14 protein-coding genes and 1 riboswitch are annotated in these 19,574 nt (G+C 29.3%); of the genes, 1 reads left to right on the top strand and 13 read right to left on the bottom strand.

Features of this window, described 5'->3' with window-relative positions; translation table 11 throughout:
• Nucleotides 1–613: 613 nt before the first annotated feature.
• From JJC01_07775 to JJC01_07745, 7 genes are all read right to left on the bottom strand, one after another.
• Nucleotides 614–3,538: a sigma 54-interacting transcriptional regulator gene (locus tag JJC01_07775; GenBank protein UDN59745.1), complete on the bottom strand. Its 2,925-nt coding sequence runs from the start codon at nt 3,536–3,538 to the stop codon at nt 614–616.
• A 136-nt stretch (nt 3,539–3,674) separates the two neighbouring features.
• A complete protein-coding gene (gene fsa, locus JJC01_07770) occupies nt 3,675–4,325 on the bottom strand; it encodes a fructose-6-phosphate aldolase (GenBank protein UDN59744.1) in 651 nt (216 codons plus the stop codon).
• 57 nt (nt 4,326–4,382) lie between these two features.
• Nucleotides 4,383–4,955 carry a xanthine phosphoribosyltransferase gene (locus tag JJC01_07765; GenBank protein ID UDN59743.1) on the bottom strand — a complete coding sequence of 191 codons (573 nt, stop codon included), beginning with the start codon at nt 4,953–4,955 and terminating at the stop codon, nt 4,383–4,385.
• A 187-nt stretch (nt 4,956–5,142) separates the two neighbouring features.
• Nucleotides 5,143–5,244: riboswitch (purine riboswitch) on the bottom strand.
• Nucleotides 5,245–5,350: 106 nt separating this feature from the next.
• Entirely contained in the window at nt 5,351–6,502 is a 1,152-nt protein-coding gene (locus JJC01_07760; protein ID UDN59742.1) for a mannitol-1-phosphate 5-dehydrogenase, read from the bottom strand.
• 18 nt (nt 6,503–6,520) lie between these two features.
• Nucleotides 6,521–6,943, bottom strand: a complete 423-nt coding sequence (locus JJC01_07755; protein UDN59741.1) for a PTS sugar transporter subunit IIA — start codon at nt 6,941–6,943, stop codon at nt 6,521–6,523.
• A gap of 31 nt (nt 6,944–6,974) precedes the next feature.
• On the bottom strand, nt 6,975–9,104 hold the full coding sequence (locus JJC01_07750; GenBank protein UDN59740.1) for a transcription antiterminator: 2,130 nt from the start codon (nt 9,102–9,104) through the stop codon (nt 6,975–6,977).
• Nucleotides 9,105–9,139: 35 nt separating this feature from the next.
• A complete protein-coding gene (locus tag JJC01_07745; protein UDN59739.1) occupies nt 9,140–10,561 on the bottom strand; it encodes a PTS mannitol transporter subunit IICB in 1,422 nt (473 codons plus the stop codon).
• Between the two features lie 539 nt (nt 10,562–11,100).
• Between JJC01_07745 and JJC01_07740 the strand changes: the two genes are divergently transcribed.
• Complete coding sequence (locus JJC01_07740; GenBank protein UDN59738.1) at nt 11,101–12,600, top strand: IMP dehydrogenase; 1,500 nt, start codon at nt 11,101–11,103, stop codon at nt 12,598–12,600.
• 74 nt (nt 12,601–12,674) lie between these two features.
• Here the strand turns inward: JJC01_07740 and JJC01_07735 are convergent, their stop codons facing one another.
• The 6 genes from JJC01_07735 to abfD form a co-directional block, all read right to left on the bottom strand.
• Entirely contained in the window at nt 12,675–13,832 is a 1,158-nt protein-coding gene (locus JJC01_07735) for a toxic anion resistance protein (GenBank protein UDN59737.1), read from the bottom strand.
• Between the two features lie 118 nt (nt 13,833–13,950).
• Complete coding sequence (locus JJC01_07730) at nt 13,951–14,868, bottom strand: 5-bromo-4-chloroindolyl phosphate hydrolysis family protein (protein UDN59736.1); 918 nt, start codon at nt 14,866–14,868, stop codon at nt 13,951–13,953.
• A gap of 283 nt (nt 14,869–15,151) precedes the next feature.
• On the bottom strand, nt 15,152–16,270 hold the full coding sequence (locus JJC01_07725; protein UDN59735.1) for a 4-hydroxybutyrate dehydrogenase: 1,119 nt from the start codon (nt 16,268–16,270) through the stop codon (nt 15,152–15,154).
• A 19-nt stretch (nt 16,271–16,289) separates the two neighbouring features.
• Nucleotides 16,290–17,597 (bottom strand): acetyl-CoA hydrolase/transferase family protein, encoded by a 1,308-nt coding sequence (locus JJC01_07720; protein UDN59734.1) that lies wholly within the window; start codon nt 17,595–17,597, stop codon nt 16,290–16,292.
• Between the two features lie 25 nt (nt 17,598–17,622).
• Nucleotides 17,623–17,898 (bottom strand): hypothetical protein, encoded by a 276-nt coding sequence (locus JJC01_07715; GenBank protein ID UDN59733.1) that lies wholly within the window; start codon nt 17,896–17,898, stop codon nt 17,623–17,625.
• A gap of 142 nt (nt 17,899–18,040) precedes the next feature.
• On the bottom strand, nt 18,041–19,537 hold the full coding sequence (gene abfD, locus JJC01_07710) for a 4-hydroxybutyryl-CoA dehydratase/vinylacetyl-CoA-Delta-isomerase (GenBank protein UDN59732.1): 1,497 nt from the start codon (nt 19,535–19,537) through the stop codon (nt 18,041–18,043).
• Nucleotides 19,538–19,574 lie beyond the last annotated feature (37 nt).

Raw genomic sequence — 19,574 nt, 5'->3', positions numbered from 1 at the left:
ACTTATCTTAAAATAAAATATCAATTTTAATTAATACAAATCTTGCAAGGAAAATAAATCTATTATTTTTACTTGCAGGGTTATTATTTTCCTTAATTTTAATATAAAAAGCAGGTGCGAACTTTTATGTTTCTATAACACCTGCTTTGATATTAGAAAATCACTATAACACCAACATATTTGATATTTTCCTGACTACTGTTTTTAATTTCTTATATTCTACTAGATATTTCTATTTATTTGGTATATGTATAAATTATTATAATACATATTCCATCTTTTATTACTGCTCTTTCTTAGTATCTGCATATACAAATCTTTATGATTCTAAAATTTCATAAATTAATATAAAAAAAGCCCTGTATTTTAGCAATATATTTGCTTTTTAATAATTTATAACAAGTCTATAAAAAATAAAATCATTAATTATTATTATTTTGTATGTTTGCTATCTACAAATAAAAAAGGCTAATACTATAAAATTAAATAAATCAATCTTATGGTATTAACCTTATATTAAACAATTAACTATCTATCAATTGAACTTACCTTAAAACTTGTGCTAAAATAAATTTTTCTATTTAATTTTTTATATTATTTTTCATGTTGAAAATTAACTTAATATCTTTTTTATTTCATTTTTATCTTCAGTATTTAATAAAATTTCCAAAGTATGCTGGTCATTAATCTTTGAAAATAAGCTTCGTATTTCTTTTTTATTATTCTCTTTAAGTGCTAATAAAACCACTAAATCTACCATAAATTTATTATCCCACACTATGGGCTTATTTAATCTTGCTATAGCTATTGCTGGTTTTATAACATTTTCTGGAAGCCCATGTGGTACAGCAACTTTTGAAGCCATTACAACACTTCCCATAGCTTCCCTTTTATACACACTTAATATATATTTTGAGTCTACATACCCACCTTCTTCAAGCTTTGATACAAGAGTGTCGATTATATACTCCTTTGAGATTCCTTCAAAATCATATAAAATCAAATCTTCATGTATTAAATTATCCAATTGATTATCGCTACTCAAAGATGGTTGTTTATTATTTAAATGTTCTAATACCTTGTTAATTCCATTTTTTCCAAGTACCTCATTATAAGAAATAAAAGGTACATTTTTATAATCTATATCAATTGTGCCACAAATAGCAATAATATTATATTCAGCTTCAATGTCATTTAATTCATCTTCTAAATTATTATTTAAAAAAGCAATTGGCTTTACTTCAATTGAAGCATCATATTCCTCAATTTGCTTTTCTATATGTTCCTTTAAGTTTAAAGCTGTACCTACCCCACTTAAACATAATGTAATAATTACATTTTTCTTTCCATATTCATTTTTTCTATAACTAAATTTATTCGTATTTACCATAGCATAATTTTTATTTTTCTTTAAATCTGCTATTATACCATCTAAACTTTTTCCTTCAATTGTCGCCAATTTTCCTGCTTCCATTGCTAATAATGTATCCACCCTGTTTACAGTCTTACATCTAATACCAAGTCTTTTTTCAACCTCATCACCAAGGATTACTAGAGAACCCATATCAATTAGAACCAAAATTCCTTTCTGTGCTTCTATCTTTTTAAGTTCATCCAATACATGTTCTATTCCTTCTGCTGGTGAATCTGTAAGTGCTATCTCTATACCCAGTGTACATTCTATACCAAGAATGTGATTTACAACATTAGACATTTCAATTCCAACTTTACCATGCGTAACTATAACTACTTTTACTTTATCTTTTATACTTTCTTCATTGTAACAAAATTTATTTATATAATATGCTAAATATCCAAGTTCATCCTCTGGGAATGTAACTTGTGTTAAATCTTCCACTATTCCCATTACATATCTGGATAATTCATATTCCATTGGCATTGATGCTTTTATCTTATCCAAACTTGGATTTATTATAGTTTTTCCATCTCTTATTCTATCTATAGCATGCTCAATATGAATTGCTAAAGCTAAATACAGCCCCTGATTTACATGCTTAAACTGCTCTTTAATAAATACAATTACTTTGTCCATTATCTCTAGTGTGGATTCTTTTAACTGTCCACCCCAGTCTATTCGACTTCTTCTATCAGACAAGTTTTTATTGTTTTTAATAGCATTAAATTTATTGTCTAACTTTTCTATAAATGCATTTTTTAACTCTTCTTCTGAAAAACACTTACTTTCTAGAACCTTTAATTCTTTTTCTGCATAATTGTATATTTCACTTATCTCATTATCAGACAAAATTCTATTTTTCCCACTTACTAATTCACTAATATCTATATATATATCTTCAACTGAAAACTCAGAATACTTTTCATCTTCACAATTACAATCATAATATCCACTTTTTATATAATCTCTCAAGCTATCTAAATCTATAATTACCTTGTCACTAGAAAATATTGCCTTACTAAAAGCTCTAGCACAAGTTACTTGTATATCACTCTTTAACTGTCCTATATTCCCAGTACATTTATAATTCATAAGTGCACACATCACTTCTTTAGTTATTATAAAGTTTTTATTTACTCTTTTTGCTTCTCTTTCAAAGAATTTTATTATTATTTCATATCTTTCAGATTTTGGTCTTTCACTCATATTTGGTAAGTTTATTACCATTGGTATACGTCTTCTAAATGTTTGAAGTAAATTAGAATCTGGATTTTCTGTTGTAGCACTTATTATGAGAACATTTGCCTTTCTATTAGAACTACTCTCTCCTAACCTCCTAAATTCACCTCTATCTATTAAAGAAAATAATATTTCTTGACCAGCAGCAGGTAATCTATGAATTTCATCCAAAAACAAAATTCCATTATTGGCTTGCTCTACAAGACCCTCTCTATTTGCATCTGCACCTGTGTATGCACCTTTTACTACTCCAAATAGCTGAGCTATCAATAGATTAGGATTTTCTGCATAATCTGCACAGTTAAATACTATGAATGGACTATTTTCTTCTTTGATATTATTTTTCACAGCATATTTGTACATACATGTAGCTAACTCACTCTTACCTACACCTGTTTCTCCATATATTATAGTATGAAGACCATTAGGAGGATACATTATTGCTGATTTAGCTAGGTTTACTTTTTCTTTCAAACTGCCTTTTATACCTATTAATTCTTCAAACCCATCTTCTTCTACAGCTTTACTAACTTTTACATGTTTTCCAGATGATACTAGTTCTTTATCTTTTATTTCAGCTTTCGATTGACTTAAGTTTTCTTCTTTTAGTAATTTTGATACTGCACTTCTTGATATATTATAGCCATTTTCGGTTAAAATTTCAGTTATTTTTCTTTCAGACATTTGAGGATTCTCATTTACAATCTTAGATATATCCTTTATTAATATTTGTTTTCTTCTTTCTCTTGAATCTAAAATATTATTCTTTTTTCTAACCGCTATTACTTCAGACCTAGCTACATTTAATATTTCAGCAAGTTCTTGGTCAGTGTATGGATTTTTCTTGTCTTCTCTTTGTATCTCTCTTAATATTTTATCCATATTTCGCCTCCTTACTTTAAATTTTAGTTTATTTCAATATATTATACACCAAAATAAGACTAGGCAAAATAGCCTAGCCTTATTACTTAGAATTTCCATAAGAACTTCTATTAAAATTATAACCATAACTATATGATTATAATTTTAAAGAAGCACCTTCCCAATCCTTCATAAAGCTATCTATTCCTTTGTCTGTCAAAGGATGCTTAATCATTTGGTTTATAACTTTAAGAGGAACTGTTGCTATATCAGCTCCCATTCTAGCAGCTTGTAAAACATGTATTGGATTTCTAACACTAGCAACTATTATTTGAGACTCAATACTATTTACACTGAAGATGTCAACAATTTCTTCAATTAAATCAAGACCATTTTGTGATATATCGTCTAATCTTCCAACAAAAGGACTTACATATGTAGCTCCAGCTCTAGCAGCTAAAAGAGCTTGCCCAGCAGAGAATATAAGTGTAACATTAGTTTTTATACCTTTACTAGATAATACTTTTACTGCCTTTAAACCTTCTGCTGTCATAGGTATTTTTATAACTATATTTTTATGTATCTTAGATAATTTTTCTGCTTCTTCTATCATACCCTTGTGCTCTAAACTTATTACTTCTGCACTTATTGGTCCATCTACTATCTCACTGATTTCCTTAACTACTTCTATAAAATCTCTACCTTCTTTAGCTATTAGAGATGGATTTGTAGTAACTCCACATATTACACCTAAATCATTTGCTTCCTTTATTTCTTCAATATTAGCTGTGTCTATAAAAAATCTCATTTAAAAAATCCTCCATAATTAGAATATGTGCTAAACACAAGTATATAATATCATAAATTATCTAAATTTTACAGTTCCATTATCTATAGATTCAACTACTGCTAAAGATTCTAATCTTACATCATTGGCCTTTAAAAGTGCTCCTCCAGCTTGGAATCCTTTTTCAATAACAATCCCTACTCCAACTAAGTTTGCATTTGCTTGTTCAATTAAATCTTTAAGACCAAGAGCGGCTCTTCCATTAGCTAAAAAATCATCTACTACCAATATGTTTTCACCTTCGTTTATATACTTTTTAGAAACTTTTACTGCATATTCTTTTGCCTTAGTAAATGAATATACATTAGTTTCATACACATCAGTATCTAAGTTTTTAGATTCTGATTTTTTCGCAAAAACTACAGGTGCATTGTCAAAGTATTGTGAAACAATTGATGCTATAGCTATTCCTGAAGCCTCTATTGTAAATATTTTATCTACCTTTTCTCCACTAAATCTCTCTTTAAATTCTTTTCCTATTTCATTTAAAAAAGCTACATCAATTTGATGATTTAAAAAACTATCGACTTTTAGTATATCATTTCCTGAAACACTACCTTCTCTTAATATCTTTTCCTCTAAAGCCTTCATTGTACTCCCACCTAAACCTTTCTAAATTATATTAATCTTAATAAAAAAAATTATATTCTCTTTAATTTTACTCTCTACATTGCTTGTATTTTATCTTAGAATACTAAAAAAGCTCCTGTCTATATCATAGACAGGAGCTTAAAATTCAAAGTAACCAACTTAATATATAATTTAAAATAAGTATAAACTATATCATCTTCACTCCTGTAGTTAAGCTATTATTGGTAGCTTAGTAGAAACATTTGAACCATATTATCAAAAGTATACAGGTAAACATATTAATTTATTCTTTTTAATTATATATTATAATTCTCTATTATTCAACAAATAATTCAAACTGTGTAGAATAAAACATTCACTAGTTACTTGACAAAATTCAACCTTTTTAAGTAAACTTATAGATTTTCCATAAAGATATAACTTTTTTCTATATTATCTAGAAGTACTTCATCCTTGTTTATATTAGCTATTTTAGCAATAGCTTTTTTTACTCCATTAGACTTTATTAGTTCTTGTAATTCTACACTTTGAGCATCTTCACTATTGTTATAATGAAGTGCTGCACCTATTCCAAGAATTAAGTTATCAACTGTTAAGCCATATGATTTTGCAGTCATTAGAGGTTTAATCAATCTATCCTTATCGCTTAATTTTCTAAGTGGCTCTCTTCCAACTCTGACTACATCATCATTAAGATATGGATTTTTAAATCTATTTAAAATCTTATCAATATATTTATAATGTGCTTCTGAATCAAAATTATATTTTTTAATTAATCCTTCTCCACTTTCTGTCATTGCATTTTTCACTATATTGCAAATATATTCATCATTTATACTTTCTTCTATTGTTTTGTATCCCTTTAAGTACCCTATATAAGCAGTTATAGCATGGCCTGTATTTAGTGTAAATAACTTACGTTCTATATAAGCCATAAGGTTATCAGCTAAATTCATTCCAACTATATTAGGTATTTCTCCTTTAAATCCTTGCTTTTCAACATTCCACTCATAAAAATTTTCAACAGTTACATCAAGAGGATTCTCATTTTTACCAGGAGGAACTATTCTGTCAACTGAACAGTTAGGGAAACCAATATAGTTCTCTAAATAGTCTTCTTCTTCTTTATTTAGACACTTAAGTATTTCCTCTTTTAAAGAAGAACTTGCATATATTGCATTTTCACAAGCTATTATATTTAAATTATTTGTTAATCCTTTTTCTTTTCTAGTTTTTATACCTCTAGCAATTGTAGGGGCTATTTTAGTTAAAACCAAAGGGCCAACTGCTGTAGTTATTATTTCAGCTTCTACAATCTCATCTATTATTTCTTCTTTTATAGATGAAACTGCACTTATATTGTCAATTATCTCATCTACACATTCTACATCTCTTATGTGTATAGTATATTTTTTATCTTTATTTATTGAATTTAATATTTCTTCATTAACATCAGCAAATACAACATGATAACCTGACTTAACTAACAAACCTCCAATAAATCCTCTTCCAATATTTCCTGCTCCAAATTGGATTGCCTTTTTCATTTTAAGTTCCTCCTAAGATTAGTTGGCAAAAGCTTCCATAAAAGCTTGTTTGTCATTTGAATTTTTTAGTCTCTCTGTTAAATCATCATCTAAAACTATTGCTATATTAGATAGTATCTCTAAATGCTCATCTCCAACACCAGCTATTCCTATTAATAAATATGCCTTTTCTCCATCAAAATCTATACCATTAGGGAATTGTAGTATAACTATTCCAGAAGATAATATTTCTTTTTTCGCTTCATTTACACCATGTGGAATAGCAACACCCATGCCCATGTATGTAGTCATTACCTTTTCTCTTTCCAACATTGCTGGTATATATTCTTCTTTTACATATCCATTTTCAAATAGTTTTCTTCCTGCTAAAGTTATAGCTTCTTCCTTTGAAACACTATCTAATCCTAAAAATATATTATTCTCATTTAATACTTTACTCATAATATCAACCTTCCTTTTTTTAATGTAAATTTTATTTATCTATTAATGTTTTTAATTTATTTGTATAAAAATTAAAAACTATATCTTTTATTTCTAATGTCATCTCTTGTATAGAAAATTTGTTTATTTTATTAGTAAAAACAAAATTATCTATTAATGAGCCACTTACTTCACTCATTATTTGTCTTTGATAATTTGGTGAATCTTTAGGAAGTAACATAAAAACCACATTCTCAATTTCTTCCTTAGAATTTAGCTTTATGTTATTTTCTAATCTTATTATTGCTAACTTCATAATATCTATTCTTTCACTCATACAGTGTAATAATAAAATCCTTGATTCTTCTATATATGGAATTGATATTTTTAATCTTTCTTCTAATGATTCTTTTATAGATATTACATCTTCACTAGATTTTACAAATATTTTTGATGAATCCATAATAAGTTCATCTAAGTTTTTACTTTTAAATTTTTTAAATTGAATTTCATCTAAAAACTGAAGAATATCTCTTCCTATGTTCATACTTTCTGTTATCTGTTCATATACTTTATTTTTATTTTTAGTATCATCTTTTACTTTTAAATCCATTAATTTGTTTTGAGCTATAGACTTTATTTTTTCTTTGATTATCAGCTCATCATCTGAACTCATAAATGGACCTACACATATATAATCTAAGTTTGTATTTAATTCTACTGTAGATACAATTAAATCGACTTCTTTTTCTTTTAAATATTCCTCATCTATGTTTATAGCTGAAATAGTTTCAAGTATATTTAGATTTGGAAATTTATTTTCAATTTTAGTCGATAAAAACCTTGAAGTTCCTATTCCAGTAGGACATGCTACAACAATATTTATATTAGCATGCATCATTAGATTTTTTTCTATGGCTGATGCAAAATGCATTGCAATATATCCTATTTCAGATTCAGGTATTGAATTTATATTTAGCTTATCTTTTATGACTTTAGAAACCTTTTCGACTCCATTATAAGCATATGAATACTTAGTTTTTATTTCATCTAAAAGGGGATTTCTTATTTCTAGTCCCATATTCAATCTGTTTATGGAAGGTCCCAGATGGTTTGCTAGGTCTTTAAATAATCTTTCATCATTTTTAAGACTTATCTTAAATTCATCTTCTGCCAAATCTATCATTTTATTTGTAATGTCCATTACTTCTATGTCATCTAAGTTTAACTCTTTATGACTTGAAGATGACCTTTGCTTTGCACCTCTAATGTGCATAGTTATATATCCAACTTCATCTAATGGTATATCCATACTAAAATCAACTGCCATACCTTTTACGATTTCCTGAGCTAATTTAAACTCTTCGGTTAAAGATAATTCCTTTAGAAAATCTTTCTCCATAGTTATATTTTCACCATTTTTTATCCTCTGTAAAGCTAATGAAATATGAACTACAAGCCCTATATATGCACTATCAGCTAAATTTACATCTAACTCTGAAAGCTTCTTTGTTAATGTACTTTCAACTTTTCTTATTATGCACTTGTCCATTAAATTTAAAAGTCTATTTTCACTTAAAATCTCTATTGCTTTATCAGTTTGTATATTCTCACTTATATTTCTGACCATATCCAATATTTCTTTTTCATTAAATGAGTCATATATAAGGTTTACATATGCTTCTCTAAAGTTTTTTTCCTGACCTTTGAGATACACACCAAGCCCTGGTTTTCTAATAAGCTCAATATCAAATCTTTCTAACCATTCACTTGCTAGTGCAAAATCATTATTTAGTACTCCTTCAGATACCTTTAATATTTTTGCAAAGTAGTAAGATTTTACTGGCTCATTAGAAACTAGTAGCTTTGATAATATAATTAAGTTTCTTTCTTCTTTGTTATATTCTTTTTCTATTTTTTCCTCTTCTAACAACTCAATTATAAAATTTTGATTTTCTGTATTCTCTTCTAAAATCAAACCTACACCTGGTTTTTTTACAAAATTAAAATCATTTTCATCAAACCATTTTTCAATTCCTGACATATCTCTAAGTACAGTTCTTGAACTTAACTCTAACTCTCCTGCAATTTCAGAAACAGTTATTGGAATATTTTTTTTAGAATTTTCTACTATCATGAGTATTATCTTTTTTTGTCTAGATGTAATCTTCTTTTTTTTCAAATTATCCACTCCTAATCAGTGGTACTTTTTATTTTTTATTTAGATTCTAATCTTTTAAACAGTATATCTAAATTGGGGTCATTTAAAAAGTTATTTATTGATACTATCTCAACATTTGAATTGTTTTTGGCAACTCTTTCAACTAATGTGTTGTGAGTTACTACTATTTGTGTATCATCTGGAAGATTATCAACAGATGAATTTGTAATTTCTATATCTAAATTCAAGTTTTTTATTCTATTTTTAAATCTAGAAGCTCCCATTGCACTAGAACCCATTCCTGCATCACATGCAAATACAATCTTCTTAATTTCATTTAATTCAAGTTGCTTTTCTTTAACTTTTTGTTCTGAACTTTTGCTTGCAGATTTCATATCACTCATCTTTGCTTTAGCTTCTTCTAAAGTACCATCTTCTTCACTTTGGTTTGCTGAAGCTCTCTTAACAAATGGTGCTGCCACTAAGAATGATACAACTGTCGCAACTGCAACCCCTGCTAATACTGGAAGTAATCCTCCTTTTGGTGCTAGTGCCATAAGTGCAAATATACTTCCTGGTGATGGTGCTGCTACAAGTCCAGCTCCTAATATTGAAAAAGTTAATATTCCTGCTGCTCCACCTGCCATTGTAGCTAATATTAAAACTGGATTCATTAATATATATGGGAAGTAAATTTCATGGATACCACCAAGGAAATGTATTATTACTGCTCCTGGTGCTGATTGTTTTACACTTCCTCTACTAAACATCCAATATGCTAATAGAACACCTAAACCTGGTCCAGGGTTACTTTCTAATAAGAACATTATAGATTTACCTGCTTCTTTTGCTTCAGCTATACCTATAGGACCTAATATACCATGATTTATTGCATTGTTTAAGAACAGTACCTTTCCAGGCTCTATAAATACTGAAACTAAAGGTAATAAACTTTTGCTAACTATAAATTGCACTCCTGATTCTATAAGAGCTGTACCTGCTACTATAGCTGGTCCAATTGCATAAAAACCTAATATTGCAAGAAGCATACCTATTATACCTATTGAAAAGTTATTTACTAACATCTCAAATCCTGTTGGTATTTTACCATCTACAAGTTTATCAAACTTCTTGATTACCCATCCTGCAAATGGTCCCATTATCATTGCTCCAATAAACATTGGTATATCAGCTCCAACGATTACTCCCATCGCTGCTGCTGCACCTATTACTCCGCCTCTTTGCCCTGCTATAGCTTTACCACCAGTATATGCTATCAATAGTGGTAAAAGATATTTTATCATCGGATCGCCTATAGTACTTAATTTTTCATTTGGCATCCACCCTGTTGGTATAAATAATGCTGTTATAAGACCCCATGCTATAAAAGCTCCTATATTTGGCATTACCATCCCACTTAAAAACTTTCCTACTCGCTGTATAGATGTCTTTATTGTCGATTGATTAGAACTGCTCATAATTTTACCTCCATTTGAATTATATTCTATATCGATATGATTCCCTTTTGTTATACTTTTATTATAGAGTTTATATTTTATAGTAACAACTTTAAGAAATCGTTTCTATGTCACTTAAGATAATGACATTTGTCACTTTAGTTTTTGTTTAATTTTATTTATGTAGTATTTTAAATTAAGAATTTAATGAAATAAATTTTTTAGAGACACTTTTGGACATACTAATATAGATTTAATTGACTTATACTTTCAATAAAAAATACTATATACTTAATATTAACAACAGGAGTATATAGACATAATGTAAGATATTATATAATAAGAATTAACTTCAAATTAGCTACCACCTTAAATAAAACATTATTTAATATACAGTTTGATTGTATAAAGCAACATATATTAAACAGATTCAGTTAAAATAGTTTAAATTTTTCAAAAATCTCAATATCTGACAAAATACTTTAATAAAATTAAAGAATAAGTTATAATTAATACTATCAATTATAATAAAGTATAAAAATATAAGGAGTGATTAAAAAATGGCGTTTTATTTTGATACACCATCACATACTTTCAGTGAATACCTACTTGTACCAGGTTTCTCTTCTACTGACTGTATACCTGCTAATGTAAGTTTAAAAACACCTGTTACTAAATTTAAAAAGGGCGAGGAAGCAGATATTCATATGAATATACCTTTAACTTCTGCTATTATGCAATCTGTTTCTGATGACAAGATGGCTATTGCACTTGCTAAAGAAGGTGGCATCTCATTTATATATGGTTCTCAATCTATTGAAAGTGAAGCTGCTATGGTAGCACGTGTTAAATCTCATAAAGCTGGATTTGTTGTGAGTGATTCAAATATTAAACCTGACAATACATTAAAAGACATACTTGAACTAAAAGAGAGAACTGGTCATTCTACGGTTGCAGTTACTGAAGATGGTACTTCAACTGGTAAATTATTAGGTATTGTTGCAAGTCGTGATTATCGTATAAGTCGTATGGACTTAGACACTAAAGTTAGTGAGTTTATGACTCCTATGTCGTCCATAGTTTATGCTAACAAAGATGTTACTTTAAAAGAAGCAAACAATATTATATGGGACCATAAGCTTAATTCTCTTCCTGTACTTGATGACAATGGTAATCTTGTATATATGGTATTCCGTAAAGATTACTCTTCTCATAAAGAAAATCCACTTGAACTTTTAGATTCTTCTAAAAGATATGTAGTTGGAGCTGGTATCAATACTAGAGACTTTGCTGAGCGTGTTCCTGCTTTAGTTGAAGCTGGTGCTGATGTTTTATGTATAGACTCTTCAGAAGGTTTTTCTGAGTGGCAAAAAATAACTCTTGATTTTATTCGTGAAAAATACGGTGATACAGTTAAGGTTGGAGCTGGGAATGTAGTTGACCGTGAAGGATTCCTTTACCTTGCTGAAGCTGGTGCTGACTTCGTTAAAGTTGGTATTGGTGGTGGTTCTATATGTATCACTCGTGAACAAAAAGGTATAGGACGTGGACAAGCTACTTCTATAATTGAAGTTGCTCAAGCTAGAGATGAATACTTTGAAAAAACAGGTATTTACATTCCAATTTGTTCTGATGGTGGTATTGTTTATGACCATCATATAACTTTAGCCTTAGCTATGGGTGCTGATTTTATAATGCTTGGTAGATATTTCTCTCGTTTTGATGAGAGTCCAACTAATAAGGTTAATATAAATGGTAGTTACATGAAAGAGTATTGGGGAGAAGGTTCTGCACGTGCTAGAAACTGGCAAAGATATGACCTTGGTGGAGATAAGAAACTTTCTTTTGAAGAAGGTGTTGACTCTTATGTTCCTTATGCTGGTTCTTTAAAAGACAATGTGACACTTTCTCTAAGTAAGGTTCGTTCTACTATGTGCAACTGTGGTGCTCTTAGTATTCCTGAACTTCAAAAAAATGCTAAGCTAACACTTGTATCTTCTACTAGTATCGTTGAAGGTGGAGCTCATGATGTTATGCTAAAAGATAACAGAAACTTATAATATAAATAAAAGTGTAGTTAATTGTAAAATCAACTACACTTTTTATTTTAATATAAGCTATTATTTATGAGTTATTATTTAACTGTAAATTCAAGAAGCTTACTTTTAAGTTCATTTTCTATTTTTGATAATTCAACTTCTGCTTCCTGTCTCTTTATTCTACCATCATTCTGTATCTTAACTACTTCATCAATAGTTGATATTAAAGATTGATTAGTTTTCTTAATTGTATCTATATCTACAATTCCTCTTTCTGATTCTTTGGCTGTTTCTATTGTTCCCATTTTCAATGTCTCTGCATTCTTTAGTAGAAGTTCATTTGTCATATTACTAACTTCACGCTGTGCTTTCATAGCTTGATTCAAATGAGATATTCCAAGAGCAAGTACTATTTGATTTTTCCACAATGGAATAGTATTTACTATAGTAGATTGAATTTTTTCTGCCATTAGATTATTGCTATTTTGAACCAATCTTATCTGTGGAGCCATTTGAAGTGATACCATTCTAGTTAATTCTAAGTCATGAATCTTCTTTTCAAATCTGTCACAAAGTGAAACCATATCGTTTACAGATTGAGCATCTTCTGTTGAACCAGACAAACTTGCTCTTTCTCTTAATTTTGGCATCTCAAGTTCTTTCATATCTTTTAGCTTTTGTTTCCCTGCTATAATATACATTGTAAGCTCTTTTGAATAAGCTAAGTTTAATTCATACATTTTATCAAGCATTGCTATATCTTTCAATATTTTAACTTGATGCTTTTGAAGTTCTTTACTTACTTTGTCTACATTTACTTCTGCGCTATCATACTTAGTTTTTAAATTTGAAATTTTATTATTTGCCTTTTTAAAAATTCCTAAAAAACCACCTTGTTCTTTTTCGTCAGCTGAGAATGATTTTAAATCAGTAACTAGATTTGTAAGCATATCACCAACTTCGCCTAAATCTCTAGTTTTAACACTCTTTAAAGCGGTTTCCGAAAATCCTGCTACCTTTTTTTGAGCCCCAGCTCCATATTGCAAAATCATATTTGTATTTGTAATATCTATTTTTTCTGCAAACTCTTTTACCATTTTACGCTCAGCTTCTGATAGTTTTTCTTCTTCTGGGTCTTTTTCATTCTTTTTCATTAATAGGTCAGAATTATTTATATCATTTGTTTTTGTTTCTTCACCAAATGGGTCAAGTGTTAGTGTTGGCATAACTGGTATATCATCTAAATTATTCATTCTATAGTTCTCTCCTCTTCCTTCATAAAGTACTAATTATATACTTATATCTTACATATTTTTATCCTTCATAACTACTTAACTGTTCAAAAATAACAGAATATTTTTTATATTACAGTTAAAACTTTCCACCTGTTAATCCCTCTTGAACTAACATATTTTCTAAAACAGTAATATCTGTAGATATGTCAATAGCTTCATCCTCAAATAGAGAATCCAGTTGGTTTTCAAAAGCCACTACAATTGTACTCATTGTACTTTCAATGCTTTCCATAGTTGTTGTTATATTTTCTCTGTCTATTCCTTGTTCTTCCAATGTATGATATGAATTTAAAAGCTTTAAAGTAGTTGGAATATAATAATCCATAAATTTTTGTATCTGAATAAGTTTTGATGGGTCATGTTTTACAACATCAAATATTTTACTTGTAACATCTTCTACTTGTATAATTTTCTTGCACATTGATTCTGATTTAATATTTTCATTAGCCTCTTTTATTTGTCTCAAATAGTCCATTCCCTTTTTAATAATCATATCAGCTTCATTGCTATTCTCAACTTCATCTTCTTCAACTTCATATACTATATCTTCATATGTTGGTGGAACTCCATCTTCATTTGTCAATACAATTTGATTATTTCTTTTATCAATATAAGTATTTATAAAGTAATTTTTATCTATCATCTTTTGCACATCTTTTATTATAAATTTTAGTGATTTAGATGTACTTTCTGCAATAAGTTCTACTGGAATAATATTTTTATTACTTATGATTGTACAGTATTTTTTATAACGAGAAATTTGGTCTCCTAATCTTTTACCTTTAAAAATACAAACTCCACCTATTATTAAGAATAAAGCACATACTTGAATAGGAAGTATAACTGCCCATCCAATTATAATTGAAATAGTTGACAATACTAAGGCTGATAGTGTAAATAAGCCTACTAGACCCCATCCAACGATCTTCAAAAACTTACTTAAAAACGAATTTATTAATACAGATTTTTTAGAAAAATTCTCTGGTTTATACATGATTTATATCCTTTCATTTTTACTAATATTATTATTATATTTCAGTTTGATTATACAATTACTTACTTATTACTGTCAAGGAATTTGAAATTCTACAAATTATTTCAAATGAAGTAATAGACTTAAATGTAAGTACATTTTCTAACTAAAAATGTACTTACATTTAATGCTATACAAAAATAAGAGAACTTAATTTTAAGTAAATTTAAGCCCTCTCATTTTTTATATTTATATAATTATCATTATTTATCTCATCTATACTTAATCCAAATAAAAAATTATATTAATAAAGATTTGCAAATATCTCTCTTATTTCTTCTCTACTAAGTTCTACATAATTATTGGCAAGTAATCTCTGTTGATTGGCTATCGTACTATCAGTAAATTCATCTATCTGACTTTCTACCATTCCATACTCTCTTAGAGCTTTCTTAGTTATTAATTTGTTTAAGAATTTCTCTAATTCTCCATAAACGTCACAATTAGAGTCACATTCAAGAGCATCTGCTAAAATTTTTGTACATTGCGTAATCTTTCCATTAGGATTTTTTCTAGAGTACATCTTAAATACTTCAGTAAAGAACTGATAATTTGCTTCCCCATGTGCAACATGGAAAGCTGCACCTATCGAATAAGATAAAGCATGCACTGCTGCACAACCAGCATTTCCAAAAGCAATTCCTGCATAGTTTGATGCAAGTACAAAGTCCTTAAGATGATTGAATCTCTCTTCTTCTCCTTTATCCACAATCTTTTTATATCCATCCATAATCATTTTTATAGCCTGTAAAGAATATATTTCTGTAAATGGACTTGCTTTTGGAGATAGATAAGACTCAATAGCATGTATAAGAGCGTCCACTGAACTTGTTACAAAAAATTTATAAGGCAATCCTTTTACTGACTCTGGAATTAATACTGCATAATCTGCATAAGTTTCTTCTACTGCAAGACCCTTTTTAGTATGCTTAGATTTTAACTCTGCAATGGCTACATTTGTTACTTCACTTCCTGTACCACATGTTGTAGGAACTACCACCAATTCTTTTACTTTTTTAGGTGCTACTTCTCCTTCAAATAAGTCAATAGACTTCTCTGGAACATCAAGTGCTAATATCTTGCATATATCAACTATTGTACCTCCTCCAAAAGCGATAATTCTATTGAAATTGTATTTCTTCATTTCTTTTGTCATAGAATCTATCATTTCATCAGATGGTTCACCTGTTCCAAATTTTTCTTGGAAAATTAAATTGGTATCTATTCCAAGAGGTTTCATATATGGTTCATATATAAATTCATTTGTAATTACTAAATCATTTTTTCCTATTTTAAATTCTTCATTGAATTCTTTAAATGTATCAAAATAAAATATTTTTGGAACTACTCTAAGTGCTTCCATACTTAACACCCCTCTACTATTAATATTTCTCCTTAAATCGTTTTTCAAACTCTAATGCTAGATTTTCTCTTACACTTGGATGAGCAATATTGATTAAATTTCTTGCCCTTTCTCTAAGAGATTTCCCTTTTAGTTCTGCTATACCATACTCAGTTACAACATAGTCAATATCATTTCTAGATGTTGTTATAGGAGCACCTTCATCCACAATAGAGACAATTTTTGAAATTACTGTCCCATCTTTTTTTGTAGTTATTGAAGGCATTGCTATAATTGCCTTTCCATCTTCTCCCATAGATACTCCACGTATGAAGTCAACTTGACCTCCAACTCCACTAAATTGTCTAAGACCCATTGCCTCTGCAACTACCTGTCCCATCAAATCAACTTGTATAGCAGAATTTATAGACACCATTTTATGTTGTTTCATTATAACTGCTGGATGATTTACATAGTCTACAGGTTTCACTTCAACTACTGGGTTATTATTAGCAAAATCATATAATTTTTTAGTTCCCATTAAAAATGTAACTGTCATTTTTTCTTTATCAAAATTTTTATATTTACCATTTATAACACCTTTTTCATAGAGAGCTAGGGTTCCATCTGAAATCATTTCTGAATGAATTCCTAAATCTTTTTTATCTGTTAAAAATAACATAACTGCATCTGGAATTCCACCAATTCCAAGTTGTAAAGTAGAACCATCTTCAATTAGAGAAGCACAGTTTTTACCTATTGCTTCTTCTACTTCTCCAATCTTAGCAGGTTGCAGTTCATATAAAGGTTGTGACTTTTCAACTATATAATCAAACTCTGATACATGAACTACTTCACCATAAGTTCTAGGAAATTGGTCATTTACTTGAACAATTACTGTTTTAGCAGTTTTAATAGCCTCATAAGTATAATCAACTGATGTTCCTAGGCTACAATACCCATGTTCATCTGGTGGAGTTACCTGAGCTAAAACAACATCACATTTTAATCTTTTCTCTCTAATTAATTTTGGTACTTCATGAAAGAATGCAGGAGTAAAATCTCCATCTCCATTTTCAATTGCCTTTCTTACATTTCCACTTACAAACATTGGATTTACTCTAAAGTGAGTTTCCATTCCCTCACCAGTATATCCACCACTGCCTAGACTTACCATATGCTTAATCTCAACATTTTTATACTGTTTTGCATTTTCAATCATTGCCTCTACTAGTGCAGGAGGCTCACCTACACAATGTGCAAATACTACTGTATCCCCATCTTTAATATGCTTTACAGCCTCTATAGCAGTACATAACTTACTTTGATACAATTCTCGCCAATTCAATGAAATCACCCCATCTAACTCTTATTTAAGCCTCACAAATCGCTGATTCTATTATATTTATAGCTCTTTCTATATGACTAAAATCCCAAATTTTAATATATGATTTCTTAACTTTATATTGTTGGTAGGATGCACATAAAGTTGTGCATCCTCCAATTATAAGTAATAAATCATATTCTACATCTTCTTCTGCTACGCTAAAATCTACTCTACCATTGAAGTGCTCTTTGATTATTGCTAGAGCCTTCCCTCTTTCGTATCTAGGGTTACAGCCCCCACAAAATCTAACTCCACAGGTCATGTGTAAATTCTCCTTCTAAAATCTCTTTTTATAACTCAAACTACTACTTTATAATCATTCTTATACGATATATTTTTTCATTAATTAGTATAAGTCAATATATTTTCCCATTTATATATCAACTTTTTTATATATTAACTTTTTATAAATTTAGAGCTTTTTCTTTTTTTATTCCTGCAATTGTCTTAGCTAATTCTTTCTTCTGATTTATATTTCCTTGTCTTGAAATCATTATTCTTTGTGCCTGTGGTGAACCTGCTCCATGCATTGACTCAGTTCTATAACCAACAGCAGATGAGCCAAGACATATATTTTCTAAGAATCTTAATATTCTCATTCTTTCTTCTGTTGAAGCTACTGAAGAAGCTTTAAAATATTTATTACATACTTCACCTATTGTCATTCCACTTGTTCCAACTTTTAAATCTGACTTGAAGTCTTTTTCTGAAGGCATAGTAACCATAAGCCCACCAGCTATATCTTCTGCAAGTCTCACTATTTCATAAGGGAATCTAGTTACATTTTGTTTACATACATTTGCAAGAAGTAAATCTATTTGATAGTTTCCAGCCTCTGTCTTATGTCCTTCTGATGAACATGCTATACCACAACAATATAAGCTTTCATTAAGGTGAGTCATTTCTATTAATTTATCTTTTATATGAGAAGCTTTGTTTGCTCCATTGTAATCAGCTGCTAAAGCTGCTGCTCCTATTATTACATCACCTACTCCAACTTTACATCCACCATAACTTTGTCTATGATATCCAGCAAATCTTTCTACCAACATACCAGAGAAATCCCACTCTCCGCATAAGAAGATTCTATCATTTGGAACAAATACATTATCAAATACTACTAGAGCTTCTTGACCTCCAAACTCTTTATTTCCTAAGTCAACATCTGCTCCCTCTTCTAATTTTCTAGTATCACAAGATTGTCTTCCATAAATCATAAACACACCTTCAGCATCTGAAGGAACTGCAAATGATACAGCATAGTCTTTATCTGCTTCAGTCATGCTTATAGTAGGCATTATAAGATGTTCATGTGAATTTATTGAACCAGTTTGATGTGCTTTTGCTCCTCTTACCACTATTCCATCTTCTCTTCTTTCAACTATGTGAAGGAACATATCTGGGTCAGGTTGAGCACTAGGTGATAATGCTCTATCTCCCTTAGGGTCAGTCATAGCTCCATCAACTACTAAATCGTTTTCTTGTATATAAGTTAAGTATTTTACAAAATTATCATGATAATTAGTTCCATGCGCTTTGTCGCACTCAAATGTTGTTGAATATACCGCATTAAAAGCATCCATACCTACACATCTTTGGAAACAAGAAGCTGTTTTTTGGCCACATAGTCTTTGCATTTTAACTTTTTTTATCAAATCATCAGTACTTTGATGAAGATGACCAAATCTATTTATTTTTTCTCCTGTAATATTTGAAGTAACTGTCATTAAATCTGCATATTCTGGGTCATGTGCCAAATCATAAGTAGCTGCTACACAATTTATAGATGGTCTAATCATTGGATGGTCAACCCAATTTTTAACCTCTTCACCAAACATATAAACTTTAGTATTTAATTTTCTCAAACTTTCAATATATTGAGCTCCTGTCATTAATGCCATAATAAAACCACTCCTTCTCTTTTATAATAATTTTTAT

The organism is Clostridioides sp. ES-S-0010-02 (assembly GCA_020641055.1).
Lineage (GTDB): Bacteria > Bacillota > Clostridia > Peptostreptococcales > Peptostreptococcaceae > Clostridioides.
Note: the sequence above shows the minus strand (reverse complement) of the source record. Positions and strands in the feature narration are given on the sequence as shown.

What these genes read in the sequence shown, in the direction of transcription:
- JJC01_07740 (UDN59738.1), top strand. Translation starts at nt 11,101, where the DNA reads ATGGCGTTTTATTTTGATACACCATCACATACTTTCAGTGAATACCTA.
- JJC01_07725 (UDN59735.1), bottom strand. Translation starts at nt 16,270, where the DNA reads ATGGAAGCACTTAGAGTAGTTCCAAAAATATTTTATTTTGATACATTT.
- abfD (UDN59732.1), bottom strand. Translation starts at nt 19,537, where the DNA reads ATGGCATTAATGACAGGAGCTCAATATATTGAAAGTTTGAGAAAATTA.
- JJC01_07745 (UDN59739.1), bottom strand. Translation starts at nt 10,561, where the DNA reads ATGAGCAGTTCTAATCAATCGACAATAAAGACATCTATACAGCGAGTA.
- JJC01_07760 (UDN59742.1), bottom strand. Translation starts at nt 6,502, where the DNA reads ATGAAAAAGGCAATCCAATTTGGAGCAGGAAATATTGGAAGAGGATTT.
- JJC01_07765 (UDN59743.1), bottom strand. Translation starts at nt 4,955, where the DNA reads ATGAAGGCTTTAGAGGAAAAGATATTAAGAGAAGGTAGTGTTTCAGGA.
- JJC01_07755 (UDN59741.1), bottom strand. Translation starts at nt 6,943, where the DNA reads ATGAGTAAAGTATTAAATGAGAATAATATATTTTTAGGATTAGATAGT.
- JJC01_07775 (UDN59745.1), bottom strand. Translation starts at nt 3,538, where the DNA reads ATGGATAAAATATTAAGAGAGATACAAAGAGAAGACAAGAAAAATCCA.
- fsa (UDN59744.1), bottom strand. Translation starts at nt 4,325, where the DNA reads ATGAGATTTTTTATAGACACAGCTAATATTGAAGAAATAAAGGAAGCA.
- JJC01_07730 (UDN59736.1), bottom strand. Translation starts at nt 14,868, where the DNA reads ATGTATAAACCAGAGAATTTTTCTAAAAAATCTGTATTAATAAATTCG.
- JJC01_07715 (UDN59733.1), bottom strand. Translation starts at nt 17,898, where the DNA reads ATGACCTGTGGAGTTAGATTTTGTGGGGGCTGTAACCCTAGATACGAA.
- JJC01_07735 (UDN59737.1), bottom strand. Translation starts at nt 13,832, where the DNA reads ATGAATAATTTAGATGATATACCAGTTATGCCAACACTAACACTTGAC.